Raw genomic sequence first — 25,921 nt, 5'->3', positions numbered from 1 at the left:
CCTACTAATTTTATTAGTGGGCTATTGTATTTCTAAGAATAGGTATGATGCTCTAAGCAGGTCAATAGGTATTCACCAATTAATAACTTGATTGTTGTCATTTTTTTGCGTATAATTGAAGCCGTATTGTAAGAATATGCTACCTTAAAATAAAAAAAGAACCAATGGCAAAAGTTCAAAAAGTATTTGCGTGTACAAGTTGTGGAACTACTTATTCTAAATGGACAGGGCAGTGCAATGCTTGTGAGGAATGGAATACCATCCAAGAAGAAATTGTAGTTAAAGAAAGTGCTAAACAAGAGGCTAAAAATATATGGCGGAAAGGCACCAAAAAAGAAAAACCTAGACCCAAAAAATTAGCACAGATTGAAACAGGTACCACGCAACGCCGAGAGACACATGATGGTGAACTCAACCGTGTGTTGGGGGGAGGTATTGTTGATGGGTCGATGGTGCTAATAGGCGGTGAGCCAGGAATCGGTAAATCTACATTGATGCTGCAATTGGCGCTCTCTTTGGAAGCAAAAATATTGTACATTTCTGGAGAAGAAAGCGAAGAACAAATTAAGATGCGCGCAAACCGCTTGGGGAAAACACCTGAGAATTGCTACATTATGTCAGATACCAGTCTGTCTAATGTGTTGATGCAAGCACAATTGTTGGAACCTGATATTTTAATTATAGATTCTATTCAAACCATTACATCGGCACACATCGAGTCGGCACCAGGAAGCATTTCGCAAGTACGAGAATGTGCTACGGAGTTTCAGCGTTATGCCAAAGAAAGCGGTGTGCCAGTATTTATCATTGGGCACATCACAAAAGAAGGAGCTATTGCAGGACCCAAAGTGTTGGAACACATTGTAGATGTTGTGCTGCAATTTGAAGGCGATCGAAACTACACACATCGCATTTTGCGTACCATTAAGAATCGTTTTGGTTCTACTTCGGAATTAGGAATTTATGAGATGCAAGGGATTGGTTTGAGAGAAGTTTCTAATCCATCAGAATTATTATTATCACAAAAAGAAGAAGACTTAAGCGGTTCGGCTATTGCAGCTACCCTAGAAGGAATTCGACCGATGTTGATAGAAACCCAAGCACTGGTAAGTACGGCTGTTTATAGTTCCCCTCAACGTTCTGCGACAGGCTTTGATTTGCGTCGATTGGGAATGTTGTTGGCTGTATTGGAAAAACGTTGCGGGTTTCAGTTTGTGAGCAATGATATATTCCTCAATATTGCAGGAGGCATCAAAGTGAATGATCCAGCGATAGATTTGGCGATTGTTTGCGCTCTAATTTCCTCTCTAGAGGATGTTTCTTTGCCTAGTAATATTTGTTTTGCAGGAGAAATTGGTTTGTCGGGCGAAATTCGTTCTGTACAACGAGCAGAGCAACGGATTCAGGAAGCCAATCGCCTTGGATTTGAACAGATATTTGTACCTAGGTTTAATATGAAAGGAATTGATCAAAAGAATTATGATATTGAAATTATACCTGTAGGAAAAGTAGAAGAACTGTATAATATCTTATTTGCATAGAAAATGGAAGAGCTCGTTCAGCGTTTTCGGTTTGTTGTTCCTCAGTCAAAAACAATTCCACAAATGGGAGTAAATGCTTTCTTTGTCGATGGTTTATTAATTGATACAGGGCATCGAAATGCACAAAAACAGGTCATGAAGGCGTTTGGTGATTTGCCAATAGAGCAAATTATTTTAACACACCATCACGAAGATCATACAGGCAACCTAGCAGCTTTAAAACAGAAGATAAATGTTCCTATGTATGCACATGCCTATTGTGCCAAGCTGATGGAATCCCCTCCGCCTGTTTGTTTTATAGAGCGAAAAACATGGGGGGCTAATACGGCTGTATCGGGCATTCAACCTGTTGATAAAACCATAGAAACCAATCGATACAAATTTCATGTCGTGCATACGCCTGGTCATTCGGAAGATCATATTTGCTTGTATGAACCGAATCAAGGCTGGCTGTTTTCGGGAGATTTGTATGTTCACCATTACATTCGTTATTTTATGGCAACGGAAAGTGTGATAGAGCAAATAGAGTCGCTGAAAAAAGTATTAAAATTAGATGTTCATCGGTATTTTTGTAGCCACAGTTTTAAAGAAGATTCCTTTGTAGAGCGATTTACAAAGAAATTACAGTTTTTGGAAAACTTTTATGGAATAGTAGTTGAGTTGCATCAGAAAGGGTTTAGTCCTTCAAGCATTATGAAAGAAATTAAGATGAAGGAACAGTGGTTGATTCGATTGCTATCTGGGGGCTGGCTGTCTGGTATTAATATGGTATGTTCTGCGATTAGAGATGCTGAAAGAAATAGTTAGGATTGGTGTATCAATTGAGTTAAAAGTTCTATATGTTCCTCAACAGGTGTCTCTATTCGAGCTCGGATACTAGTATTGCCTTCAATTCCTTTTAGGTTTAATTTTCCGTCTATTCTAAGTTTAAAAAACGGTCTAGCAAAATGGGGATAATATTGTAGCTTCCCTTCTTTTCCTAAGTTTTTAATATGGTTGGCATCAAGTGGTCGAGATAAAATAATTTCTTTGATCATGGATCCATCCAAACAATCCTCTACATGGTGCATTTCAAGTATCTTCATAAGTGTAAATATAATTTTTAGTGGTTGTTTGTCATTAAAAGAATTTCTTGAATTGCTTTAATAAAATATTCAATTTCGGCATTGGTTGTAAAGAAAGAGGGACTAACACGGACCGTTCCGTCTTTAGGAGCATTGATAGGCGCATTAACAAGAGGAGCACAGTGCAAACCTGTACGAACGATTATTTGATAGTTTTGTTCTAGCAAATAGCCAATATCAGCTGTTTCTATACCATCTATGGTAAAGGATAGAATGGTTGTTTGTTGTTCGAGAGGAGCGTATATTCGAATTAGAGGATAAGTGGAAAAGGAATCTTTTATAATTTGAATTTGTTTCTGAATTTTTTGACGAATAATATCAAGACCTATTGTTTGAATAAACTGAAGGCCTGCATCAAGAGCAGCAATACCTACTATATTACTAGTGCCTGCCTCGTAGTAAGTTGGACGGTGTGTGGGCTGATATAGCAAATCACTCTGAGCGCCAGTACCACCAACTTTCAACGGTGCTAATGCAATATTTTGTCGAATATAAATGCCACCAATGCCAGAAGTTCCATAAAGTGCTTTGTGTCCAGTGAACGTTAAAATATCAATAAACATATCTTGAACATCAATAGGATAAAGCCCTGCACTTTGAGCAGCATCTACCACAAAAGAGATGTGTTTTGATTTTAAGAAACGCCCAATTGTTTTTAAGTCATTTAAAGTCCCCATTACGTTAGAACAGTGATTAAGGACTAGAGCAACGGTATCTGGTTGTATGTGTTTTTCTATAGAATTGAGCGTAATCCTACCGTACCGATCACTATTGATAATCGTCAAACGAATTTGTTGTTCCCGTTCCATGGTCTTTAAAACTCTCAAGACAGAGTTGTGCTCAAGACTTGTTGTCAATACGTGTTTTCCCGTCCAGTTACTTCCTTTCAGTGCAAGATTAAGGGACTCTGTCGCACTAGAAGTAAAGACAATATCAGAGGGAGAGGGAGCATTAAATAAGGTGGCAAGAGCCTTTCTACAGTTTTGTTGTATAGCCTGTTTGGATTGCGAGAGGTTATTTCTAGAATTATGTAGAGGTGGTTGGATCAATATCTTCGTAACAGCATCAACTACCGAAGGTGGTTTAGGAAAGCTGGTAGCGGCATTATTCAAGTAGACATACTCTTCCATATTGCAATAGTTCATTGAGGAACTTTATTTGATTGATAATTAATGATTTATGAATTTACTGCATTTTGTGTTAAAATTTTAATTATCAAACTAATATAAATATGCTTTTTTATCTTTTTGGTGAAAAAGTAAAAAACTAAGCTTGCCGAGTAGGCTTGTGCTAGTAGCACAAAAGCCCAAGGTCATGAGCGTAGCGAGCTACCACGAAGTAGCACCGTAGGTAACTAAGCTTGCGACCTCATGACCGCAGGGAATAATCAACGAACTACTAATATTGTAGACATATATTTAAATACCCTGTCTGCTAATCCCCTGCATCCGTTTAAATAAAACAGAGAAAAACCATTAAAACAATAGAATGTAGCAGACAGCGTACTCAATCAGACCTGTTTTTAAGATTCTTTAGCTTTGGTGACGATGAATTCACCGTAAGCATCACCACACTCAATACCTTTGACTTGTTCACACTCATAGGTTCCAATTGGTTTGCCTTTAGGATCGTAATCACCAGCATAAGCCAATTCCATAAAAGCAGCGCAAACGCCTCTAACCATGTAAGCACTCATCTTAGAGGAATGGCCATAATCTACAATATCAGCTTCATAATAATCATAGGCTCTTACAACCATCTTCTCGTTTGGAATTAGCTCTACAATTTCTGTATTTGCCCAACCCCAAGCGGTGAATACAGCAAAAGCACCATGTAGAATATCTTCTGGAATTTTTTCTAACATTGGTCCAACAACAGCATTCCATTCATCTGAGGTAATAATACCATAACCTGTATGATACCCACATTCATGAGCAGCGTTGTATAATAAATACTCTTTATAGAAACGCATTTCGGGAGATGATTTGGACGATAAGCGTTCGGCAAACGCATTCCAAAAATCAGTAGGAAGTTGGTTGACGGTTACATTAAAACCTTCTATAATACCATTTTCATCTGGCAACATGTCTATTTGAGACATTTGTTGAATGATCTTTTTTCTATCTATAGCCATTTATCTTCGAGTTACTTTAAAAAAAGAGGTGGGGGCACCCATAACAATACTTTGTTCTTCTACTGCTTGAAAGGAATTGGGAGACATGTCTAGGCAAACGGCAAATAATGCCTCAATAAATCCGCCAGAAATGTAATTAATCGGTTTGTCATAAACCCCCCATTTTTTTACCCAACCGCTATCGGTATGAGAGAAGGGAAGTTCGACAGCACCACTAAATTTTCCAATGAATTTGACGTTCATTTTTCCTAATCCCAACAAGGAATAATATTGACTGGCAATAGTGACTTTTTCTTTAATGGTAGAGTGTTCTGGATGTTTGGAAAAGTACTGGATTAATAAGTCTCGAAAACTTTCTCTTGCACATTCTTTTAATAAATCTGTTTCACCAGCATCTAAAGCCAATTGAGTGTATAAGCAAGTATAGTGATGACAGTGCAAAACCGACAAGATACCATTTATATAATGTCTATTGGTTTTTTCATCAAACTGATGATTGTATTGTATGTTATCTTTTATTACAATAGCCATAGTTGTTCTTTATTTAAATTCCTTTTTTATTTCTTCCATAGCATCTTGGAAAGTACCAATAAGTTCTTGGGTATCTTCAATTTCTGCGGCTTTGACACTAGGGGTTCGAGTAATAACTGCAAGTCTGATTTTTGCTTTTAGCCCGCCTAATTTTTGCGCTTCATCATAAAACTGAGTTAATCGTTCTGCCATATAATTCATTTCATTTTGTATCTTAATAAGATGCTTTTAGGTACTGTATTGTGAGAGGAATAGGGATCGTTCAAATACTTGCTAAAGCATATAAGAGATGACTTTAATTAAGATAGATGTTAGAAATAATAAATTGTATCGGATATCTAGAATTGTCATACCAATGAAAGAATGGGGGGAATGACAATTCTAATTATAGTGTAAACATATAAATCTTTCTTCAAAAATTGCACCATATAGGCTGTTATTTATTTATTAAGCAGCGCTTAAACCAGAGGCTATATAGAGTTGGATGATAAATATATCGCTATGTTGTGGTGTAGGAACTGTTATTACACAAATAAGTCCCTGTTTTGTTAGTTCAAAAATAGCGAATTATGGACTAACAATTGATGCTTAATGTTGGTAGTATACACATTTTCATAGATAAAAAAATAGAATGCAATTTCATTTTGAATGAAAAACTATAAGAATGAAGTTTTGACAACAAGGTGCTGTGCAAAATAATAGAACTTAACGTTGTAAATACAATTGAGCACAGCCCTCTGCATCCGAAAGTGCATGATGATGATTGAGCTCAATTCCTTTTCGGGCACAACAAGCACTCAATTTAGCAGGTTTATAGCCTTTAGATCGGTAGATTTTGCAGGTGCATTCCCAACGATAGCCAAGGTCATAATCATCGTAATTCAAACCATAATAAGCCATAGAATTTTTTAGAACACTTCTGTCAAAAGATTCATTATGAGCAACCAACGTTTGACTTTCTATTCGTTTGATAATATCGGGAAACAAATCTAGGAAGTTCGCTTGACCCGCTGTTTCGTGAGGCTGAATGCCATGTACTTGAATTGTTTGCCAAGTGTATAAATTGCCAGGTGGTTGAATGAGAGAGTAATATTTATCGGTAATAATACCATTTTCTACCGTTACAAGTCCGATAGCACAAGCGCTGTATCTGTGATAGGTCGCCGTTTCGAAATCAATAGCTACAAAATTCATAGGATTCATTTTATACAGTTAATAGAGTCATTCACTAATTTTTGTGAATGATTGTTAATAGGGAAATTAGAATGGGGGTTAAGCTTCAAAAATAAATGTACAATCGGGCAAAGCTGTCTCTAGTTCTTGTCTTTCTATATTGGTAAACGCATAAGGTTTGATATGTTTAAAGGTAAACTCTTTTAACCAAGTCATTTCTTTGAGCCATTCCCAGCCATAAATTTGAATTCTAGAAACTCCATCAGGGATTCCTTTGTCATCAATGTCAAAAAGAGATTCATATCCTTCAACAGTAGTAAATTTCGCATCATAAGAAAGGTAACTCAAATCTAAGTAGGTAAGTTTTTTTAAATTTTTGATCGTATTAGGAATGCTAACAGCTGGTTCAATAACCAAGCATTCAAGGGATTGCATTTTGTCAATGTCTTCAGGAATATCAACAGAATAGGCATTGATTTGCAAGAGCTCTAAGTTTGATAATTGCGTAAAGGTTTTAGGAATTTTTAGATAGGGATTGCTTCCCATACCACTAAATAGCGTTAAATACTTTAATTGACGCAGCTCGTGAAGCCATTCGGGAATTTCTGTAACAATCACATCTCCCAAGTCCAAATGCTCCAGTTGTTTCATTTGGCGAATGCAGGAAGGAAAATCATAGGCATAAGTGTCTTGCCCAGACACTTGGCGTTGGGGCGTGCTAAAAATACCTGGAATCCCATAAAGAATCAATTCTTTCAATGCAGGTAGTTGTCCCAACTCATCGGGCAAGTTGCGCAATTCATTGTTGCAAGACAAGTCGAGCCGAATTAAGTTGTGTAGTTGCACAATCTCTTTAGGAATTTCTTTGATATTATTCCAAGAAAGATTGAGTTTGGTAATAAACTGGCAGTTCAACAAAACTTTGGGAAACGTTGTCAGTTTTGATTGTTCTTTATTGATGCCAACACTTCCTTTTAAATTCATAGAAGGATGAAAATGGACGTTACAAAAACTATGAATGTGTGCTTGTTTTAAATCTAGGGCATCTGTAGGAAAGGCTATATTGTCTTCTTCACAATCTTCTCTAAAAATCTCGAGCCAATAGGAGCGATCTTGCTCAAAAGAAGGCAATTCTTGAAGGGCTTTGTAAAATTCATTGATCACTTCCTCACGACAACCCAAGCCTTTTGCTAATTCAAAGGCTAAGGCTCTATTCTCTGGATCTGTGGAGTAAAAAAGCGATCTAATTTTTTCTCTTTGAGTAGGCATAATATTGAATTAGTTAGGAACCGTAATTAATAGCTCAGATTCAAAAATAGCAGCAGGTGAAATGACCTTTTCATCCAAGGGAATTGCGCCCTTATAGCGTTCTTGTAGTTTTCTTTGCACTTCATCGTCGGTTAAGTCAAATGACTCTAAGGTTTGCAATTGACCCAATTCAACCCCAATCGCTTTTTTATAAATTTTCCAGACCAATTCCGAACAATAAATCCTATCATCCGACCATTCAAAATAAAAATCATAATGCTTGCCCATGTATTGCTTGCCAATTGTTTTCATTGAATGCAAGGCTTGTTCATCGAGTATTTGATCGGCATCTTTTAATCGTTTGACAACATATTGCTCTTTTTGACCCCGCTTAATCCAAGTTTTTAGAGGAGTTAATTGAACAGGTTCTATTGCTTCATAGACCCAAAAACTTCCTTCTTTTTGATAAATAATGCCAACGTGACTATAAGGAGAATGCGTTGCCAACTGAATCGCTTTACTTTGTCTAGAATTAGAAGTTTGAAAAATAATATCTCCACTTTGAAAAGCAGGCGCTATTTGATTGGGTTTGCGAGGAGGATAAATGCAATCAGGGGTGGTAGGTTCAGGCGCGCAAGCAGTTAAGCTATAGAGGATCAGCAAAGCAAAGAACATTAAGTTCACTCTTGGGAAATTCTTTTTCATAACTATTGGCATTTAGTTTTTAAATAATGGGCACAAGCCATTGCAGTAGAAAAACAACCTTGCAACAAAAAACCACCTGTAGGAGCATCCCAATCTAACATTTCGCCAATAACAAAAATATGAGGATACTTTTGAAGTGAATAATTGGCATTGAGTGCATTCAAAGAAACACCACCTATGGTAGAAATAGCTTCTTCTATGGGGCGTAAAGCTTCTATTGGAATTTTCAAATGTTTGATGGCTTCTATAAATCGTTCAGGAGCCAAGTATTCCTCTTTTGTTGTAAACGCTTTGATCAAGGCAAATTCTGCCTTGTTTAAATTAAATTCATAAGCATAGTTCTTAGTTTTTAAGCATTTACCTTTTGTTTTACTCAATAAATTTTGATGAGAGTTATTGGGTTTGAAATCAATGGCTAAAAAAGGAGGCTGTAGGGACTTAAAAGCAGTACGGATGAGTGGTACAATAGGATAGATAGCGTTCCCTTCTAAGCCATAATCTGTAATCAAAGCTTCTCCTTTTAGGGAAGTAGAGCCAAGAGAAACTTGAATGTTTTTTAGTGGTGTTCCTGCGTATTTATCCCTAAACGCTGCATCCCACTTAACTTCAAGACCGCAGTTAGAAGCTTCAAAAGGCTGCGTAGAAATTCCCAGTTGTTCAAAGAAAGGCAACCATTTCATATTACTACCAGTAACCGACCAAGATGCACCGCCCAAAGCAAAAATATAAGCATCAGCTTGTGGTGAAAAGGTAGTAGATTGATGTTTTAGAATAGGTAATTGGTGCGCATTAAAACCTATAAATTCATGTTTGCAATGAATTTGGACACCATTATCCAACAGTTTGTCTTTAATTTTTTGCAAAACTTGAATCGGTTTAACCCCTTTTTGAGGAAAAACCCGACCACTACTACCAATAAAAGTAGTTATGGCTAATTTTTCTAGCCATGCACGCATCTTTTGAGTATCAAAAGATTGCAATGCAGATTGCAAAATAGGATGAGGCGTATATTTTTGATATAGGTCGTCCTCTATAGCAGCATTGGTCAAATTAAAACCACCATTGCCCGCTACCAAGAATTTACGACCAATGGTTTTTCCCTTTTCGTAAATATGCACGTCACAAGTAGCACTTAATTGCTCTGCTGCAATTAGCCCTGCTGCACCACCACCAATAATGATAACTTTTTTTGACTGCATCCTAAAATCGTTTGTTTAATAAGGGTCTACATCAATAATTGTTCGAATGGTAGAAAAGCCTTTTTGAGCTTTTAGGTGATTTTGAACATCCCCAATTAACTGTTTGGTATAATTGAGCTGCTCAGAATTTTTTCCTAATTTTATAATAATATCTCTTATATAATAAGTACGAATTCTAGAAATTCCAGGCGTTGCAGGACCTAAAATTCGATCTCCTAATTTTAGTTTTAAGCACTCCGCAAAAAAGCGAGCGGCTTTGTCTACCACATCAGCTTTTTTATGTTTTAATTGAATTTTAATTAAGCGATGAAATGGAGGGTAAGCAAAATCAATTCGTTCTTGCAATTCTCGTTCAAAAAAGTCCTTAAAATTATTTCTTTTAACTTCTTTCAACACGGGATGATCCATTTTATAAGCTTGAATATATACTTTTCCCTTTTTCTTTTTTCGTCCTGCACGACCACTCACTTGCAACAGGAGTTGAAATGCTCGTTCGGTCGCTCTAAAATCAGGGAAGTGCAACATTTGATCGGCACTTAGTACCCCAACCAACCCCACATTATCAAAGTCTAAACCTTTGGTGACCATTTGTGTACCAACCAAGATGTCTACTTCTTTGTTGGCAAAACGATGGATAATTTTTTCATGACCATGTTTGCCTTTTACGGTGTCCCAATCCATGCGAGCAACTTTTACATTAGGGAGGTAAATTTGTAGCTCATCTTCAATTTTTTCGGTTCCAAAACCTTTGATGATTAAACCATGATTGCCACAAGCAGGGCATGACTTAGGTAATTTTCGATGGTGATTGCAATAATGGCAATGTAAATCATTGCTAAACTTATGATAAGTTAAACTAACATCACAATCGACACAGTCTGCCGTCCAACCACAGGTATTACAACTATAAACAGGCGCATAACCTCGGCGATTTTGAAACAAAATTACTTGTTCTTCATTCGCCAACGTTTCTTCAATAGCTTGAAGGAGTTGAGGTGTAAAATGCGATTTCATACGCTTTTTCTTAGTTTCTTCTCCTGCATCTATAATATGAATATCAGGCAAAGTCGCATCCCCAAAACGTTTGTTTAATTCGACCAAGCCATATTTTTTTTGTTGCACATTATAATAGGTCTCTAAGGATGGCGTTGCCGTTCCTAGCAGCGTTTTGGCTTGGTATAAATAAGATAAAAATACAGCGGTATCACGGGCATTGTACCTTGGAGCAGGTTCATTTTGTTTGTAAGATGGGTCGTGTTCTTCGTCAACAATGATTAAGCCCAAATTAGAAAAAGGAAGAAACAAAGCAGAGCGAGCCCCTAAAACAATAGGCACTCCATTGAGAGAGTTGTGCCAAATTTCTACGCGTTCGTTGTTATTAAACTTAGAATGATAAACAATAATTTGATCGCCAAAATGTTTTTGCAAGCGTTGTACGATTTGGGCTGTTAGCGCAATTTCAGGTAGTAAATAGAGCACCTGTTGCCCTTTGGCAATCACTTCTTCCATTAATTCGACAAAAACTTGCGTTTTACCACTTCCCGTTACTCCGTGTAGCAGGACAACATTTTTTTCTTCAAAAGCTTCCTTAACTTCTGTTAATGCTTGTTCTTGAGCATTTGATAATTTAAAGTTGCCAATAACTTCCCCTTCGTATTCTCCAAGTCGACTAATTTCTTTTTGGTAGACTTCTAGAATGTTTTTGTCGACTAATTTTTTTAGACCACTAGAATCTATCTTAGCTCGATCATAAAGTGCCGCTTTAGGGACTTCGTCCAACTCCTTGCTCAATTGAATAAATGCCATCAACGTTTCTGCTTGGCGAATAGCACGAGTTCCAATCATTTCAAAGGCATCTCGTAGTTTGGTAGAGTCGCTAAAGTAGGGCTCTGCCAAGCAAACCATATCTATTGTTTTGCTTTTGTATTTATTCTTCAACTCTTCATTGACATGGATCAAGCGCTTTTCCATCAAACTTTTGATATAAGGATAGATGGTTTTTTGGTTAATTAAGGCTTGTGTTTCGGCAATTGTCAACTCAACCCGATTAAATAATGCCTCTAAAATGGTATATTCTTTATCATTGAGGTTGTGGTTGCCAAAGTCATCTTCAGAAAAATCATGCCGTAAGGTAATTTTAGTCTCACTTGCTAGTTTTAAGCCTGCTGGCAACGCCGCATTCATAACTTCCCCCATTGTGGTAGCATAATATTGGCTCATCCATTCCCACAATTTGAACTGCTTTTCTGTAACAACAGCTTCGTCATCCAATACATTTAGAATGGGTTTGGGAATATAATTCTCAGGTTCTGTTTGATGGATTTTGTAGATTAAAGCAGAATATAATTTGCTCTTGCCAAATTGAACTTCTACCCGAAAGCCCACCTGCACTAAATCTTTGAGATGAAGTGGAACACTATAAGTATAGAGTTTTGGCAGAGCAACAGGAACAATTACGCTTACAAATAATCGTTGTGTGCTTGCTTCGTTATCATTTTCCAAAAGATGGAGCAGTTGATCCATATAATATTTGTGCTTTTTGTCTTAAATCTTATTCTGTAGTATAAAGATAGGTATAAAAAGGATGATAAAACAGGTTTTTGCTATTTTTTATTACGCAAAATAATGATTGTGTATCTTATTTGCTTATTTTTTAATAAAAAGAACAAAAAAAAGACAAACTCCAATAGTAGAGTTTGTCTTTTTTAGTGCTTCTCCTTGTAGAGAACGAATGACTAGTGCGTTGTTGCTGTTACTGGTTCTTGAATCCCTTCTACACTAGGTTTGCCTTGGTTGGCTTCTTTTTCTTTTCTTTCTAGACGCATTGATTTGGTTCTAAAACGCTTATTGAAAGGAGCAAAAATATAAGCTTTGAAAATATAGCCCCAGAAATAAGGTTCGTTCAAACTAGGATCAATTTTATGCTCTATTTTTTCGTGTGCTTCTTTTGCCAAACTCCAGTGCATATTGGCATTCATATGATGTACCGTATGATAACCATTATTAAATAAGAACCAATTTAGAGAGAAAATATGCGATGCAGTAATGTTGCGAGAGTGATTGTACTCAGATTCTTCATCAGCATGTACATGTTGTACAAAGTTAAAGACAACTACTGTATACAAAGATGCTTGATGAGGGATAATAACTAGGAAAATAGCTGCTACCCAGTTTAAGTACAAAAAGGTACCTACCCAAGCCAAAAGAACAACAATTTGAGAAATAAAGCGCCAGAATTCACCACGATTTTTGCGGTAACGCTCTTGCAAGAACTCCTTATTGGCAATTGATTGGTAGTAATTACTAACAAATGGATATATTAAAAGTACCCATAGCTCATTGCGTTCTGTAAAACGGTACGTTTTGGTATAATCTGGTTCTTTGTTATTGTGTTTGTGATGGTTGCGGTTGTGTGTTGGAATCCAACCAAATACAGGAGTACCATAAAAAAGAGTAATCCAGTATTCCATTAAACGATTTAAGGGCTCTGACTTAAATATAGATACATGCATCGTATTATGTGCTATTACAGACACAGTTACTGCCATGAATAAATGCCAGATGTATAATCCTGCAAATACTAGTGTGCCTCCTGTCCATAAAATACTATCTGGATTGTTCCACGATACCCACATGAATGCGAATAAACAAGTAGTAATGGTCATAAAGAGGAGGGTCTTCAAATCAGCTTTGTACTTCAACATTTTTAATAAGTTTTGATGATAAATTGCTGCTTTTGTTAAAATAAACAGGAGCAATTTAGTTGAAATAATAACTACAAAACAGTTGTCTTGTATTTATTAAGAACATTTTGACTTTTTAATAAAGTGTTTCTTTGAAGTTGACAAGCAAAACTCTATTAAACAAATAAACACTCCATAAAGTTTAAAAACAAGGCAAAAATACAAAGTTTTATACATATTGTTACTATTCAAACTAATTTTAATAGTACTTAAAAAGTTTAAGTAGTTGATTGTTAGTGATATAAACTTTATTATTATTTGTTTTTGTTTATTTGTATATATGTTCAATCAACAGAAAAAGGCCTTTTTTACTCTATTTTTGCTGCTTTTCAACTTCATTTATATTGATGCACAAAACTATACCATCCCCTATAAAACTCCAGTTTTAGAATTATCAAAAGGATAGAAATTATTAAAATGAAGAGTTAATAGATTGCTGGTCAGTGTATTTGATAGGGTTTTGTTTTGAAATAATGTTTTGTTAAGAGAATGCAATTAGAGAGAGGGAATCAGCAGTTCTAGTCATTGCTAGACAATAATTGCTCCTCTTGAATGTCGGTGTTTGTTACTTCGAAATTATCGACCTCAATTTTAAATCCACTAGAATGTTCTACTTGAATATCTTTAAAAACATAACGAACGGCATCAGAGCGAATTGCATTTTTATCAAAGGTGTCTTTGTGGTAAGTTTGTCTAAAGACCATTCTGCCATGGATATTATAGGCAGCTAGTTCAAAAGAATGAATTTTGGAATCTTTCTTATCAATAACGTTTGTATAATTATAAATAGAATCATAAGAACGTTGAGCCCTTTGGTTGGGATTTTGTGTTCCAAAAGAAGGTACAACAACCTCTTTTCCTTCGTTTGTCATACCCTTGATATTAGTATAAGAGATGAATGCACCATTGCCATAGCGACTTCTTATAAAACCCAATGCTCTACTATTGAGAAAACTACCTTGAATATCTTTTAAAACAATTGCTTCTCCTCTTGTTGATATAATTGCTAAATCAAACTCTGTGATAACCACTTGACAAACGGCTATGGTGTCGGGATGTTGACATCCTAATTTGACCAAAGGCGTATTTCTATTCGAATTGGTGGGGCAATCACATGAAGTAGCTGTTTGAGGCAAGGCTAATGCTTGCGAAAAGGAAGGTTTCAGGCGGCGTTTTCGAATTTTTATACTAGGAACATCTTTAAATTTTGATGTTTGTGCGTCTGCAAGTGGCAAGCACAATAACATAGATAGGAGACAGGAGAAATATTTCATAGGAGTATTTATTTGTAGCGTTGCGAATGGTTGATTGCAATTGTCTTAACGGAACTTTAACGAAAGGTTACAAAATAACAGTGTGCTAAGTCTTTTTTATAAAAAAAATATAGGCAGAGGTCAACTTTTTAGTTAGAATTGGAGTTAATTAAGCGGGAATTAAATGCAATTCTAGGGAGTATCGATGAAATAGTGGTATTGGTTTGCTAAAATTGATAACGATGCTAAAGACAAGTAGTTGATAACTGTTTGACTAAACAAACAAAGTAGCCAAGTGAATTTTTTATGGGATATTTTCTAAGTTTTGAATTCATTTTGCTCGCGAGAAAGCATGTTTAATTCTAAGAAAACTAAAAAAATTGGTCAACTACTAAGAATGGATAATAGTTACATTAGCTATCTTTGTATTAGTACTTCGTGGATTTTTTAGCTTTTTTGTAAAAAACTAAAAAAGCATCTTTGCATCAGTTTGATTATCAATCCTTTAAGAAATCAAGCAGCAAAAGTATACTCTATTGATAATCAAACTGATGCGATTTTCCCACGAAGTAATGTGTATAGAATTTTATATTTTTTCGTTCTTAAAAAGAAGTAAACCTATTAAGAAAGAGTAGTATAGATTCATAATGATGTCTTGAAAAATAGTTGTTTATGAATCGCGCTTGTTTTTTAAACTAAAAAACTAAATCAAATTATAAATTAACCCAATATTCCTAAATTTTATCTTATGCAAGCATTTGACACAAAATCATTACCTGCACCACTAAGAGCCATTGTTGTCTTTATGCAACGTCTTTGGTTTGCTTGGTGTTGTTTAGCAACATTACTAATTGGCGTGGTTGCTTTAGTGTGTTACATCTTCATTTTTAATTTCTTGAGTGGAAAGAAGGCTGCCAATGCAGCTTACTTTGTGACCAAGTGGTGGGGAAAAACCTTATTGGCAGCTATGTTGGTACGGGTAACTTCAGAGGGGCTAGAAAAAATTGATCCAGAAGCAGGTGCCTATGTTTTGGTAAGCAATCACTTATCAGTAGTAGATATTCCTATTTGTATGTCAACAGCACCAGTGCCATTTTCTTTTTTAGCCAAACAAGAAGTAGACAAATTGCCGATTGTTGGGTATTTGGCTAGAAATATGCACGTTTATGTAGACCGAAAAAGTAAGGAAAGCCGCAAGCAGACCCTAGAGCGTATGAAAGCGCATATTGATTCTGGTCATTCTATTCATATTTATGCAGAAGGAACACGAAACAAAACGAATGAATTGTTGCAAGATTTTTATGATGGAGCCTTTAAATTGGCAATAGAAACACAACAGCCCATTGTGGCAATGACCATTTGTGATTCAGATAAAGTCTCGACTCCCAAAAAACCTTTTTTAGGTTCTCCTGCGTGGGTGCATTGTATTTGGGATGCTCCAATTTCGACAAAGGGAATGACGGTTGAAAATGACTTAGAACACCTCAAAACGATTGTTAGAGAACGTATCTTACACAATTTAGAACGTTATCATGCGACGTATCACATTTAGATTAAAAAAGCATATTTAGCAAGAAAAATAAGACTAGAAAAATCCACAAGCCATCTAAGAAATGCCAATAAATCGTTAATAACTGAAGTCGCATTCTTTTGATAGGATCTGAAAAGTATAATAAAACAGTCATAGGTTCTTGCATCTTTTTATAAGCATTGTATAAAAAGAGTGCTAAAAAAGGAATTCCTCCAATAATATGCGCAAAATGCAGCCCCGAAATAGCATAAAGATAGTTCGCCCCGTTGCCAATGTTCTCTCCAATTAATGAAGATTTGAAATAAAACCAACCCACCACTTGTGCTCCCATAAATAAAATGGTCAACATCATGGTGACGGTAAGTGCTTTTTGGTACCCTTTGGTGTCATCGTCTTTGTAAGCTCGATTGGCTTTGTTCATAAAATAGCTACTAGCCAATAAAATAAAGGAATTGATAATAAAAATAGGAGGGAGATAGACCCCATCGGCACTATTTTGAGAACGTGTAAAAACATAGCCAATCGAAAATGCCATGAATAACATAGTCAGGCTGATTAGCAATAGGAATAAACCAATTTTTTCAAGTGGAAGTCCAACAGCTGAACGTTCCATGTTAGATTTTTTTGTCATGTTGTGTCCTGCAAGGTATTGTAATGGCACAATAAATTAGTATTGATACAAATAGCATAAAGGATACTGCATGAGTAAGACTCATAAGAGACGCTTTGTAACTATTAATCTATGGAACAGCGTCTTTATAGTATAGTTCATTAAAACCCATCAATATATTCTAAATCTCCTTCTTCTCCATTGTATTCAGGAATATCTTCCCATTCTTTGGGTTGTGCCAAGGGCTGAATTGTTGGTTGACTTGCTTCTATATTATTGTTTTTAGCAAATTCTGCACGAAGGGTATTGGTAATCGCAGGCAACTCTTGACTCAACTGTGCGTCTAAGAATTTTTTACTGTGTTTGGGACCAATTTTATAATCATAATCCCCATACAAATTGCCCATAATGCGCGCATATATATTAAATAATCCTTGTTGGCGAGCTTTTATAGCTGTTTTATCTGGATTGTATCGTTTAAATTTATTAGCAATTACCTGTCCTGCATTGATTTTTATTTTAAAATCCAAATCATGGTTGAAGCTATATTGTCCTCCAACAACTAAGTTCAAAGCATTGCTTTGAATAAACATAGCAGGCAATATAAATTTACCATGCTCGATTTTAAATTGATTTTTAAGCTTTGTGAAAGCTATATGTTGCAAGTCACGCATTTTGATAAAGGAAGAGAAACCTTCGAGCATTTTTAGATTAATCAACTCACCATTGGTAATTTCAACATCTGCCACCACAAATAAATCTTCGTTTTTGAAGTTGCCTAAAGAATCTAAAAATAAGTTTACTTTGATGAGTGATTTTAGGCGCCCTCTCAAGTGCTCTGCTGTTAAAACATCTTGTCCAAAATTATCTAATTGTGCCAAAAATTCTTGGATATCAATATTGTTACAATCTAAGAATAGCTCTAGGCGAGGTTCTTTTTCAAAATAGATTTTACTGTTCAGCTCAAAAAGACCATCCATGGCATCTACTTTGACCCCTTTTAGTTGCATGACACTTTTGTCAAACTCAACGGCTCCATTAAAGTTTTTGGCTAAGACATTGCCATATTGCAGCTCAACAATATTAGTAATAAAGGTTCCTTTTAGGAAGGAGGTACGATAAGCTCTTCGCTCGAAATTTTCTTGTTTGAGTGAATCTTGGTCTTCAACCGCAGCGGCTTCAATTTCTTCGGCGGTATGTCCTCCACCAATGGCTAAAAGCTCGTCTAAATCCATTTTTTGAGAATTAAGAGAGGCTTGAAAGGTTAATTTAGCGTTTTGAGAATTTAAAGAATCAGAAAGCAATACAGGTAAGATATTTTGAAAATCGCCATTAAATACCATATCGCTTTTAGCTGTTTTGAAGGTAAGATTGGTAACGTTAAATGCATTGTTATCCAGCGATAATTCGCCTGTTTCTATATTTGTTGGTACATTATTAACGAGTAAATGTGCTTGATTAAAGTTGACTAAGCCATTTAGTTTGACTCTAGGGATACGATACATAGAGGTCATGTCTTTGAGACGACCATTTAGTGAAAGCTGGGCAATTTCTATCCAGCCACTTCCTTCTGTAACAGTATTACCAAAGAAGCCATAAACGGCATCTAGTGGAATTTTACCATCTAGCCCCATTGTAATTGTTGGGTTTTCCAAACCAACCATTTCCCAACTCAAGTTAATGGGTTGGTTATTTAGATTTGCTTGAAAACCAATGAGCTTCAATTTAGCAGTTTGATCGTCTATTCCATTGCCATTGGTGAAGTGTACATCAAAATTTACATTTTTCATGCTGCCAGCCATGTTGGGATGTGTAATTCGACCGTCTTTTAGACCAAATTGGACTTCAACAATGGGAGCAATTCGTTTGGAGGAAATGCCGTTGACTCTAGCGTTGAAGGATAGTTTTCCATAGCTCTCAAATTGCCCTAATGTAGCAGCATATTGCTCTGGAATCAACTGCATCAAAGATCCTAGCAATGCTTTTTTACTGTCAAAAAGAAGATTGTACTCTGTGCCTTTGTCTACTTTTTTGACAGAACCATGCATGTTAAATTGATTGCCTTCGATGTATAGTTTGATATTGTCAAAGGAATAGATTTCCGCAGCCAAATCCAAATCAACAGAGCCATTGTAAGCTAAGTTAGTTCCTTTCATATAGGTCGTTTCACCAATTGTGATATGTTCTGAAAATAATTCAGCATAACTCGTCATGGTGTGCTGATTGGCGTTGATTTCATTATCAATAATAAAATCTCCTGCAAAATCAGCAGAACTAGCTCTAACCTTGATGTCATAGGCAGCCGCTTTGTCTACATAGTGAATGGTAATATTGGATAGTGTTGCATCAGAAATAGATAAATTCAAGTCGGTACTTTCATCTGTTTCTGTTTTTTCTGCTGAGCTTTTGAAAATATCATAGTTGACATGTCCTTTTTCGTCGCTATAGATAAATAGAGAGCCCTCATTGATGGATATGGATGTAAAATTGTAGTCGCCCATCAAAAGTCCTAAAGTACCGCACTGTAGAGAAATACTTTTAACATCCAGTAGTTTTTCCTCTTGCCCTCCTACACCGTCAATTTTAGCATCATTAAGGTAAACTGCGGCTTGTGGAAATTTCCAAATCAAAGACAAACTTGCTTCGCTTACTTGCAAATCTGTTTTCAGTTGCTTATTAAGTGTATTAATAACCATTCCTGCAATTTGTTTTTCAAATATGGCAGCAATAACAATGAGGCTGATGATGGAAATTAAAAATAAACTACCAATTAATTTGAATAAAAACTTGACACGACCTTTTTTGCGTTTTTTTTGAGCTTTTTTTTGTTCGTCTCTTTTCTTGTAATTATCTACAGACATGTTTCAGTTATTTGTTTCTTTTGGATGCGTTTGATGTGTGTGACACGGTACTTAGATTAAAAACAATATCTATTCAATCATTACTCCGTTGGAACTACGAAGTATTATTCAACTAAATTTACAAAAATCTATTCAATAAGCTTGATTTGTGTATATCTAAAACAAAAAAAGCTTCTACTAAAAAGTAGAAGCTTGATGTGGGTAATGAGGGATTCGAACCCCCGACCCCCTCGGTGTAAACGAGGTGCTCTGAACCAACTGAGCTAATCACCCGTAAAGAATTTGGATATAATTTGTAACTAAATACAAACTAACTATTTGAAGTGTTTTATAGTGGGTAATGAGGGATTCGAACCCCCGACCCCCTCGGTGTAAACGAGGTGCTCTGAACCAACTGAGCTAATCACCCTATTTTGTTATCTCTTCTTTTAAGAGCAGCACAAAGATAGGGCATTTTTATAAAACTGCAAATTTTTTCTATTTTTTTTTAAAATAAAATTAAGATTTAAATAAAGTTAGTAGCTAGTGCTGTTGTTTATTGTCTTGGTTTATAATTGTATAGCATATATGAAGGAAGAAAATTAAAGCTTGAATTTTTTTTGTAATTTTTTTGTACCTTACTTAAAAAGTGAATCAAGTATCATTGCACTATGAAAATACAAGCCATTCAAACCATCGCTAAGGTGAATTTTTCGAGATTTAAGCCTCAATCCAACAAAGGTTTTTATGAATCTTACTTCATAAGGGGAAATCATCCTTCTGAAAAAAAAGCCTTTTGGATTCGTTACACCGTATTCGCTCCCAAAGATCGACCCCAAGAAAATATGGGAGAATTGTGGTTTGTTTATTTTGATGGCAATAAAATTTATCCTGCCAAGCAGGAATTCCCAATAGAAATGTGTAAGTTTCCTCGAAAGCATTTTTTTGTAGAATTGGGAGCGAATTTTATCAATAGTGCTCAAGCACAAGGACAGATTGAAGAGATCTCTTGGAAATTGAATTATACGTCAGCGGCAGACCCTATTTTTTTATTGCCTCAAAACTTATATATAGGTCCATTTCCCAAAGCCAAGTCTATCGTTTCCCAACCTTTTGCTCGGTTTGGTGGATACTTAAAAATGGGCAATCAGAAAATTAATATTGAAAATTGGGTAGGGTCTCAAAACCATAATTGGGGAGAACAACACACCGATTGGTATGCTTGGGGGCAAGTAGCAGGTTTTGATAACAGCCCAGCTACTTTTTTGGAAGTAGTGACTGCTAAACTAAACATAAAAGGAGTGGAGACGCCTTTTTTAACGATCTTAGTATTGCACCACAATGAAAAAAAATATCAATTGAATCAAATCAACCAATGGTTTACGAATAAAGGAAGTTTTGATTATTTTGATTGGACATTTGAATGTCAGACAAAGGAAATTCAATTAAAGGGAAGGATTAAAGCTTCTGCCAATGATTTTGTCGGGTTGCGCTACTTGAATCCTTCTGGAGGAAGCAAAAATTGCCTGAACAGTAAAGTGGCTAGTTGTGAGTTGGAAATACGAGAAACCAATCAGTCTGGCATGCCTCAAGCATTATTTAGCGAGCACAAATGCGCTTTTGAATTATTAACTAACGAAGGACAAGAACATCATGGCATTAAAATCAATTTTTAATTTAAAGAACAAGAAGCAGGATTTGAGGGGCAAATATGTTTTAATTACAGGCGCTGCTCAAGGTATTGGTTTAAAAACAGCCCATCAGTTTGCGGCAGCAGGTAGCCACCTTATTCTAACAGATATCAATGAAGAAAAGCTAGCCTTGGCAAAAGTAACTTTGAGAAAATACAAAGATATTGATGTACAGGTTTTCAAAGTGGATGTATCGAGTAAAAAAGCTGTTCAAGAAATGGCTGATACGATACGACAACGCATTGGCAGAATTGATATTTTGGTTAATAATGCAGGTATTGGACATCAAGGTTCAATGGAAGATACTAGTTTGAAGACTTGGAAACGATTGATTGATATTAATCTTTGGGGACCATTGTATCATATTTATGCTTTTTTGCCCATGATGAAAGCACAAGGAAGTGGACAAATTGTTAATGTTTCGTCTGGTCAAGCTTTTTTTAGATTGCCAACTTGGGGGGCTTATGCTGCTATTAAATTGGCGATGGGGGCTGTTAGTGAAATATTGCATTATGAACTTCAACAGTACAACATAAAAGTGACAACCGTTTATCCTTATATGGTTAATACAGGATTTTATAAAGATGTGGAAGCTGAAACATTGGGGACAAAGCTGTCTATGAAGCTCCTACCTCTATATTCTCAAAAACCAGAAACAGTCGCTAAAACTATTTTTAAAGCTGTAGAAAAAGGCAAACGCATAGAAATGGTTAATGTATTGAATAATATGGCAAAAGGACTGCATTTTTTTAACCCCGTATCCAATATTTTTAGCAAAACCGTAAATTTTGCATTGAATAGTTCTAATCGTTCTATCAAAAACTCACCTGTGATGCAGTCAGTCGAAAATTTAGTAAATTTATTGACCAATATATCCTATGGAGCATTGGGAGAGGTGGGTTTTAAAATGGAGGAAGTAATGTCTGGAGAGCACGAGTTTGTAAAAGGAAAACAAGGGAAGTTGCCCATGGAATTTAAAGTGGTATGGGGAACAGAAAATTTAGTTGACTGGGCAAATCCTTTTGGAGAAGACTTTATGTGTAATACACTAAGCGGAACGGTTACGATTGGTGGTTTGTGTGAGAATGCACCTTGTAGAGGACGTCTAGAGTTGAAATATTTTACAGAACAAAAAATACGATACACCTTCTATTTTCAGGCAAATGGAGAGTCGTATGAATTTATTGGAGAAAAAAGAAATATTTATCCTTGGAACTTACCGTTTTCTCATACCTGTTGTTTTGGAGAATTGAGAAAAGTAGGGTCTAATAAAGTGCTTTCCAATTCTATTACTCATTTTCATTGGGATACTCTGCCCGCTTTCTTGGGGAGTTTTGAATTGTTGAGAGATGCTGTCTGATGTTAGATAATTAAATAGCTTTTTATATGGCTGTTAATTAGAATAGTCGGCTATTTTTTTAGTAGCCGACTATTTATTTATAGTAGTAGTTAGCTTCGCTGCTACTGCGTGGTACTTCGTGATTAGTTAGCTTCGCTACTATTGCGTGGTTTTAACGAACTATTGTGATAGAGTGTGGTTAATTTCTATTTACTCTGATGCTGGATTCAACTCAACGTTGTAAAAATCGAACGGAGTAACATCCTCTTTAGGTTTGCCCTCAATTAAATCAAACGTTGATAAATCATTTGGCAGTCGATCAAAATAAACATCATAGGTTAATAAATACAAACAAGGGCTCTTTTCTAAGCGTAAGTTTTCTTTATCATTGATGCTCTCCTTTATTAAATATTGATTTACAAGTACGTTTTGAATAGAACGCATCTTGAATTTTTTAGAACCTGCTAAGATATGGTACTTTTGTTTGCCTTTGTTGTATAAATTAACAAAAGCATAAGTACTCTGTGGGGCATAGTATTGTATCCTAAAAATAGTAGCTGTTTGGGTATGCCATACTCCTTTTAAGAAAAGCTGATTTTGACCAGAAGGAAGGACTTTGTAATTGGGAGTCAATGCATGAGAAGGAGGAATTGTGGTGACAATTCTTTGGAGAGAAATGGGAACAGGAACTTCATTGAGCGTGCAAATCATTTTTTTTAGTGCATCATCTCTTGTCCAAAGAAAATCCTCTTTATATGCTTTAGAAATAGCCTTTGGAAAATTTTTAGTGCGTATACGGATACCTTTAAATTCAAGATAAGGAGAGGTTTGATCGCTGTAGTTTTTTACCAAAGATTCGCGTAAAATAGCTTCACCATGAATAAAGTCTTCTCTAAAAAACTGAAATGCGCAACTGATGCGAGTCATTGGTATCGTGGCATCTCGAAAAATTAAATCTAGAGGAGTTTCTTTTGTCTGTTTCGAAATGAGTTGCCCGTTTTTTCGGATGTCTTTAATAAGAACAGGGTGACAAATACCAGCAGCTGTTTCACAAGTCCACCCATGATTGCTACTAATTGACTCAAAAAGGTAATGGCCATCAGAAGTCGGTTTCTCAAAACTAACATAGAAGGTGATAAAAGGACCATTATAAATAATACTATCTATGAAGCTATTTTTATGAGAAGCTTTGTAGACAGGGTAAGGGTCTAATCCACTACTGTGCTCGACTAAAGGTTTTGCTTGTTTTTTGGATTGCCCAATGGTGGTAGTTGTACTTAATGTTAATAATAGCAAACAAGCAATTGAGAAGGTTAATTTTTGAGGTAGTAACATGAATGAAATTAGAGTTTTAATAGTTACAAAATTTTCTTTATAATGGCCTTGTTGTATCTGGGAATATCAATCTTATTCTAGAATAATAGCTTGCAAATCTTGAACCAATTTCTGTCCTTCTGCACTCAGTTTTTCTAGATTTTTTCCGTCGTTGGCTTTGGCTAAGGCCATGATAACAAAGTTGTCTGCACAAAGCTCGTCAGGGTGAATATTATACTGTGTGTTTCTACCGACTTGTTCCCAAAAACCAGTGATTTCATCAATAGAATATCCTACATCTTTATTCACAACCGACCATACTCCTGCACGGTTCTTTACTTCAAATAGTTGAAACGTTAAGTAACCGAAAAAAGCATTTAAGTCTGAAGTATACGCTTTGTATCGAGAATAAATGACAGGAATAGCTTCAAACTCACGACCTGTTTCTTTTTCTTTTACCGTAATAGCATATCTTAAATCAACTCCATCAGGATTGTATAATACACGTTTTTTCAAAAAATCGGATAAGTTCAACTCAGGTAGTTTTTCAAATCCAATACGTTGATACAAGGCATCTCGTTTGTCTTTATTATAACGAGAATAAATGTGGAAAATTTCGTGAATCATAGTTGATAAAAAAGCATCATTCGCATCTTTTGCCATTGTTAACATAGGAGCAGGAATAATAATAGAATTGTCACGAGTATAATAAACTGAAGGACCGTAATATTTTCCAGCTGTTTTGATCAGAAAAATTTCAGGTAGTTTTAAGTTAGGATTAACTTTGTAAGACAACTCTAATGCTCTATCAAATAGTTTGGTAGCAATTTCTTTTTCTTCTTTGCTAAACTCCTGCAAATCATCTTGTAGCATTTTCTTGTAATCTTCTAAAACCGTAGTTCTGGGATCTTCTTCTCGGTTTTCTTTCATTTGTATGGACATTTCCAAAGGAGCTACTTTTCCAAAGAAATCCTCTTTTTCATCAATGACAATCCATTTGCTAGCTTCCTTTTTACTAAGAAAACGATAGCCTGGGCGTTCGGTTGTGTTAGCGTTGTTGTTTTGTGAAGCGCAGCCCATTATCAATAAGAGAATAGCAAGGTAAAAAACAGATAGGGCAGATGATTTGTGGATGGTCATGTTGTTTGCTTTATTGGTCTAAAAAGAGAAAGAGGGTTACTTTTAAAAAGAGTAAACCATCTATATATTAATCGTATTGAAGTTTATGTAGTTCGTGACTTTTTATAGACTGGCAACTTCACAAAGTGATGTTGTCTAACTTCATTGGTTATAAAATACTTATTTGCAAATAATAAACAGCCTCTGGTCCTGTACAAAACAGCAAGTCCAAGATGCTTAAGTTAGAAACAAAACCTAATCTATCTTCAAAAACTTGAGGATAAGGGGCCGGTTTGAAAGAAGCATCTGCTGGAGCAGTGTAGTTTTTGGGCAATATGCAATTTCTAAAGTCAAGTACCTCTTTTTGAGGAGTTTTGACAAAGGTTTCAGAAAGGTGGATGTTTGGAGTTATTTGTAAACAATTCAGAACAAGTTCTTGCAAATCTAGACAAAAATCGAATAAAAGTACATAAGGCTTGTGGTACAGAATTTCAAAATCATCTTGGTAATATTCAAAAAATGGACTACTACCATATGCTGTTTTGATACTTCTCCAGTGCAGTGTCTGCCAATTTTTACTATTATCAATTTTTATACTGCGAATATTGGCTTGTTGATGCTTACCTTTCAACAGAGGAATGCTTAGCGGAATGACGCCATTTGCTGTAGCAATATAACAACGATTCCGAAAAGAACCTTTTCGGTAATTTTCATGCTGTTCTAAGTAAATTGAATCGTGTTTTAAAAATTTGGAATAATACTGAACGGTACCTAAGTACTGAAGTTCCATTAAAATAGCTGTTTGCATACTCATTAAATTAAATAA

22 protein-coding genes and 2 tRNA genes are annotated in these 25,921 nt (G+C 35.7%); 5 read left to right on the top strand and 19 right to left on the bottom strand.

Annotated elements, in window-relative coordinates; translation table 11 throughout:
* The first annotated feature begins 164 nt into the window (after positions 1-164).
* Together radA and QP953_RS26820 are read left to right on the top strand one after the other, a co-directional pair.
* Entirely contained in the window at positions 165-1,541 is a 1,377-nt protein-coding gene (radA, locus tag QP953_RS26825) for a DNA repair protein RadA (protein WP_052599148.1), read from the top strand.
* Between the two features lie 3 nt (positions 1,542-1,544).
* Positions 1,545-2,348, top strand: coding sequence for an MBL fold metallo-hydrolase (locus QP953_RS26820; RefSeq protein WP_309553466.1), 804 nt, complete (start codon positions 1,545-1,547; stop codon positions 2,346-2,348).
* On the opposite strand, the gene QP953_RS26815 is transcribed toward QP953_RS26820, so the two are convergent.
* The 12 genes from QP953_RS26815 to QP953_RS26760 all read right to left on the bottom strand — a co-directional run bounded on the left by QP953_RS26815 (position 2,345) and on the right by QP953_RS26760 (position 14,672).
* Entirely contained in the window at positions 2,345-2,626 is a 282-nt protein-coding gene (locus tag QP953_RS26815; protein ID WP_052599150.1) for a hypothetical protein, read from the bottom strand. The two genes, QP953_RS26820 and QP953_RS26815, sit on opposite strands and share 4 nt — an antisense overlap.
* Before the next feature lie 17 nt (positions 2,627-2,643).
* Positions 2,644-3,810: an aminotransferase class V-fold PLP-dependent enzyme gene (locus QP953_RS26810; protein ID WP_309553465.1), complete on the bottom strand. Its 1,167-nt coding sequence runs from the start codon at positions 3,808-3,810 to the stop codon at positions 2,644-2,646.
* Positions 3,811-4,187: 377 nt separating this feature from the next.
* On the bottom strand, positions 4,188-4,799 hold the full coding sequence (locus QP953_RS26805) for a hypothetical protein (RefSeq protein ID WP_052599152.1): 612 nt from the start codon (positions 4,797-4,799) through the stop codon (positions 4,188-4,190).
* A complete protein-coding gene (locus QP953_RS26800) occupies positions 4,800-5,330 on the bottom strand; it encodes a hypothetical protein (protein ID WP_052599153.1) in 531 nt (176 codons plus the stop codon).
* A gap of 9 nt (positions 5,331-5,339) precedes the next feature.
* Positions 5,340-5,522: a hypothetical protein gene (locus QP953_RS26795; RefSeq protein WP_156039869.1), complete on the bottom strand. Its 183-nt coding sequence runs from the start codon at positions 5,520-5,522 to the stop codon at positions 5,340-5,342.
* A 513-nt stretch (positions 5,523-6,035) separates the two neighbouring features.
* Positions 6,036-6,533 carry a 3'-5' exonuclease gene (locus tag QP953_RS26790; protein WP_052599155.1) on the bottom strand — a complete coding sequence of 166 codons (498 nt, stop codon included), beginning with the start codon at positions 6,531-6,533 and terminating at the stop codon, positions 6,036-6,038.
* A gap of 69 nt (positions 6,534-6,602) precedes the next feature.
* The gene (locus tag QP953_RS26785; RefSeq protein WP_309553464.1) at positions 6,603-7,772 is read right to left on the bottom strand and encodes a hypothetical protein; all 1,170 of its coding nucleotides are present in this window, start codon (positions 7,770-7,772) and stop codon (positions 6,603-6,605) included.
* A gap of 9 nt (positions 7,773-7,781) precedes the next feature.
* Positions 7,782-8,456 (bottom strand): YiiX family permuted papain-like enzyme, encoded by a 675-nt coding sequence (locus QP953_RS26780; protein ID WP_309553463.1) that lies wholly within the window; start codon positions 8,454-8,456, stop codon positions 7,782-7,784.
* 2 nt (positions 8,457-8,458) lie between these two features.
* Positions 8,459-9,655 (bottom strand): TIGR03862 family flavoprotein, encoded by a 1,197-nt coding sequence (locus QP953_RS26775; RefSeq protein WP_309553462.1) that lies wholly within the window; start codon positions 9,653-9,655, stop codon positions 8,459-8,461.
* 15 nt (positions 9,656-9,670) lie between these two features.
* Positions 9,671-12,178, bottom strand: coding sequence for a primosomal protein N' (gene priA, locus QP953_RS26770; RefSeq protein ID WP_309553461.1), 2,508 nt, complete (start codon positions 12,176-12,178; stop codon positions 9,671-9,673).
* A gap of 212 nt (positions 12,179-12,390) precedes the next feature.
* Positions 12,391-13,359, bottom strand: coding sequence for a fatty acid desaturase (locus tag QP953_RS26765; RefSeq protein WP_052599160.1), 969 nt, complete (start codon positions 13,357-13,359; stop codon positions 12,391-12,393).
* 557 nt (positions 13,360-13,916) lie between these two features.
* Positions 13,917-14,672: a hypothetical protein gene (locus QP953_RS26760; protein ID WP_309553460.1), complete on the bottom strand. Its 756-nt coding sequence runs from the start codon at positions 14,670-14,672 to the stop codon at positions 13,917-13,919.
* Between the two features lie 727 nt (positions 14,673-15,399).
* Here QP953_RS26760 and QP953_RS26755 point away from each other — a divergent pair.
* A complete protein-coding gene (locus tag QP953_RS26755; protein WP_052599162.1) occupies positions 15,400-16,203 on the top strand; it encodes a 1-acyl-sn-glycerol-3-phosphate acyltransferase in 804 nt (267 codons plus the stop codon).
* Between the two features lies 1 nt (position 16,204).
* Here the strand turns inward: QP953_RS26755 and QP953_RS26750 are convergent, their stop codons facing one another.
* The 4 genes from QP953_RS26750 to QP953_RS26735 form a co-directional block, all read right to left on the bottom strand.
* Positions 16,205-16,795, bottom strand: a complete 591-nt coding sequence (locus tag QP953_RS26750; protein ID WP_309553459.1) for a cytochrome c oxidase subunit 3 — start codon at positions 16,793-16,795, stop codon at positions 16,205-16,207.
* 158 nt (positions 16,796-16,953) lie between these two features.
* The gene (locus QP953_RS26745; RefSeq protein WP_309553458.1) at positions 16,954-19,653 is read right to left on the bottom strand and encodes an AsmA-like C-terminal region-containing protein; all 2,700 of its coding nucleotides are present in this window, start codon (positions 19,651-19,653) and stop codon (positions 16,954-16,956) included.
* Positions 19,654-19,851: 198 nt separating this feature from the next.
* Positions 19,852-19,926 (bottom strand) — tRNA-Val (locus QP953_RS26740).
* A gap of 61 nt (positions 19,927-19,987) precedes the next feature.
* Positions 19,988-20,062: transfer RNA gene (locus tag QP953_RS26735), tRNA-Val, on the bottom strand.
* A gap of 241 nt (positions 20,063-20,303) precedes the next feature.
* Here QP953_RS26735 and QP953_RS26730 point away from each other — a divergent pair.
* Together QP953_RS26730 and QP953_RS26725 are read left to right on the top strand one after the other, a co-directional pair.
* Positions 20,304-21,308, top strand: coding sequence for a hypothetical protein (locus QP953_RS26730; protein ID WP_309553456.1), 1,005 nt, complete (start codon positions 20,304-20,306; stop codon positions 21,306-21,308).
* A complete protein-coding gene (locus tag QP953_RS26725; RefSeq protein ID WP_052599166.1) occupies positions 21,286-22,683 on the top strand; it encodes an SDR family oxidoreductase in 1,398 nt (465 codons plus the stop codon). Before QP953_RS26730 ends, QP953_RS26725 begins: the two co-directional genes overlap by 23 nt.
* 189 nt (positions 22,684-22,872) lie before the next feature.
* On the opposite strand, the gene QP953_RS26720 is transcribed toward QP953_RS26725, so the two are convergent.
* The 3 genes from QP953_RS26720 to QP953_RS26710 all read right to left on the bottom strand — a co-directional run bounded on the left by QP953_RS26720 (position 22,873) and on the right by QP953_RS26710 (position 25,903).
* On the bottom strand, positions 22,873-23,997 hold the full coding sequence (locus QP953_RS26720) for a hypothetical protein (RefSeq protein WP_309553455.1): 1,125 nt from the start codon (positions 23,995-23,997) through the stop codon (positions 22,873-22,875).
* Positions 23,998-24,069: 72 nt separating this feature from the next.
* Positions 24,070-25,116 (bottom strand): hypothetical protein, encoded by a 1,047-nt coding sequence (locus QP953_RS26715; protein ID WP_052599168.1) that lies wholly within the window; start codon positions 25,114-25,116, stop codon positions 24,070-24,072.
* A 148-nt stretch (positions 25,117-25,264) separates the two neighbouring features.
* Positions 25,265-25,903 carry a WbqC family protein gene (locus QP953_RS26710; protein WP_309553454.1) on the bottom strand — a complete coding sequence of 213 codons (639 nt, stop codon included), beginning with the start codon at positions 25,901-25,903 and terminating at the stop codon, positions 25,265-25,267.
* Positions 25,904-25,921 lie beyond the last annotated feature (18 nt).

Origin of the sequence: Aureispira sp. CCB-E (assembly GCF_031326345.1) — a bacterium.
In the GTDB taxonomy this organism is placed as follows: Bacteria; Bacteroidota; Bacteroidia; order Chitinophagales; family Saprospiraceae; genus Aureispira.
Note: the sequence above shows the minus strand (reverse complement) of the source record. Positions and strands in the feature narration are given on the sequence as shown.

Bases quoted from the DNA above. Each gene is read 5' to 3' on its own strand.
- radA (WP_052599148.1), top strand. From the start codon at position 165: ATGGCAAAAGTTCAAAAAGTATTTGCGTGTACAAGTTGTGGAACTACT.
- QP953_RS26820 (WP_309553466.1), top strand. From the start codon at position 1,545: ATGGAAGAGCTCGTTCAGCGTTTTCGGTTTGTTGTTCCTCAGTCAAAA.
- QP953_RS26815 (WP_052599150.1), bottom strand. From the start codon at position 2,626: ATGAAGATACTTGAAATGCACCATGTAGAGGATTGTTTGGATGGATCC.
- QP953_RS26810 (WP_309553465.1), bottom strand. From the start codon at position 3,810: ATGAACTATTGCAATATGGAAGAGTATGTCTACTTGAATAATGCCGCT.
- QP953_RS26805 (WP_052599152.1), bottom strand. From the start codon at position 4,799: ATGGCTATAGATAGAAAAAAGATCATTCAACAAATGTCTCAAATAGAC.
- QP953_RS26800 (WP_052599153.1), bottom strand. From the start codon at position 5,330: ATGGCTATTGTAATAAAAGATAACATACAATACAATCATCAGTTTGAT.
- QP953_RS26795 (WP_156039869.1), bottom strand. From the start codon at position 5,522: ATGGCAGAACGATTAACTCAGTTTTATGATGAAGCGCAAAAATTAGGC.
- QP953_RS26790 (WP_052599155.1), bottom strand. From the start codon at position 6,533: ATGAATCCTATGAATTTTGTAGCTATTGATTTCGAAACGGCGACCTAT.
- QP953_RS26785 (WP_309553464.1), bottom strand. From the start codon at position 7,772: ATGCCTACTCAAAGAGAAAAAATTAGATCGCTTTTTTACTCCACAGAT.
- QP953_RS26780 (WP_309553463.1), bottom strand. From the start codon at position 8,456: ATGAAAAAGAATTTCCCAAGAGTGAACTTAATGTTCTTTGCTTTGCTG.
- QP953_RS26775 (WP_309553462.1), bottom strand. From the start codon at position 9,655: ATGCAGTCAAAAAAAGTTATCATTATTGGTGGTGGTGCAGCAGGGCTA.
- priA (WP_309553461.1), bottom strand. From the start codon at position 12,178: ATGGATCAACTGCTCCATCTTTTGGAAAATGATAACGAAGCAAGCACA.
- QP953_RS26765 (WP_052599160.1), bottom strand. From the start codon at position 13,359: ATGTTGAAGTACAAAGCTGATTTGAAGACCCTCCTCTTTATGACCATT.
- QP953_RS26760 (WP_309553460.1), bottom strand. From the start codon at position 14,672: ATGAAATATTTCTCCTGTCTCCTATCTATGTTATTGTGCTTGCCACTT.
- QP953_RS26755 (WP_052599162.1), top strand. From the start codon at position 15,400: ATGCAAGCATTTGACACAAAATCATTACCTGCACCACTAAGAGCCATT.
- QP953_RS26750 (WP_309553459.1), bottom strand. From the start codon at position 16,795: ATGGAACGTTCAGCTGTTGGACTTCCACTTGAAAAAATTGGTTTATTC.
- QP953_RS26745 (WP_309553458.1), bottom strand. From the start codon at position 19,653: ATGTCTGTAGATAATTACAAGAAAAGAGACGAACAAAAAAAAGCTCAA.
- QP953_RS26730 (WP_309553456.1), top strand. From the start codon at position 20,304: ATGAAAATACAAGCCATTCAAACCATCGCTAAGGTGAATTTTTCGAGA.
- QP953_RS26725 (WP_052599166.1), top strand. From the start codon at position 21,286: ATGGCATTAAAATCAATTTTTAATTTAAAGAACAAGAAGCAGGATTTG.
- QP953_RS26720 (WP_309553455.1), bottom strand. From the start codon at position 23,997: ATGTTACTACCTCAAAAATTAACCTTCTCAATTGCTTGTTTGCTATTA.
- QP953_RS26715 (WP_052599168.1), bottom strand. From the start codon at position 25,116: ATGACCATCCACAAATCATCTGCCCTATCTGTTTTTTACCTTGCTATT.
- QP953_RS26710 (WP_309553454.1), bottom strand. From the start codon at position 25,903: ATGCAAACAGCTATTTTAATGGAACTTCAGTACTTAGGTACCGTTCAG.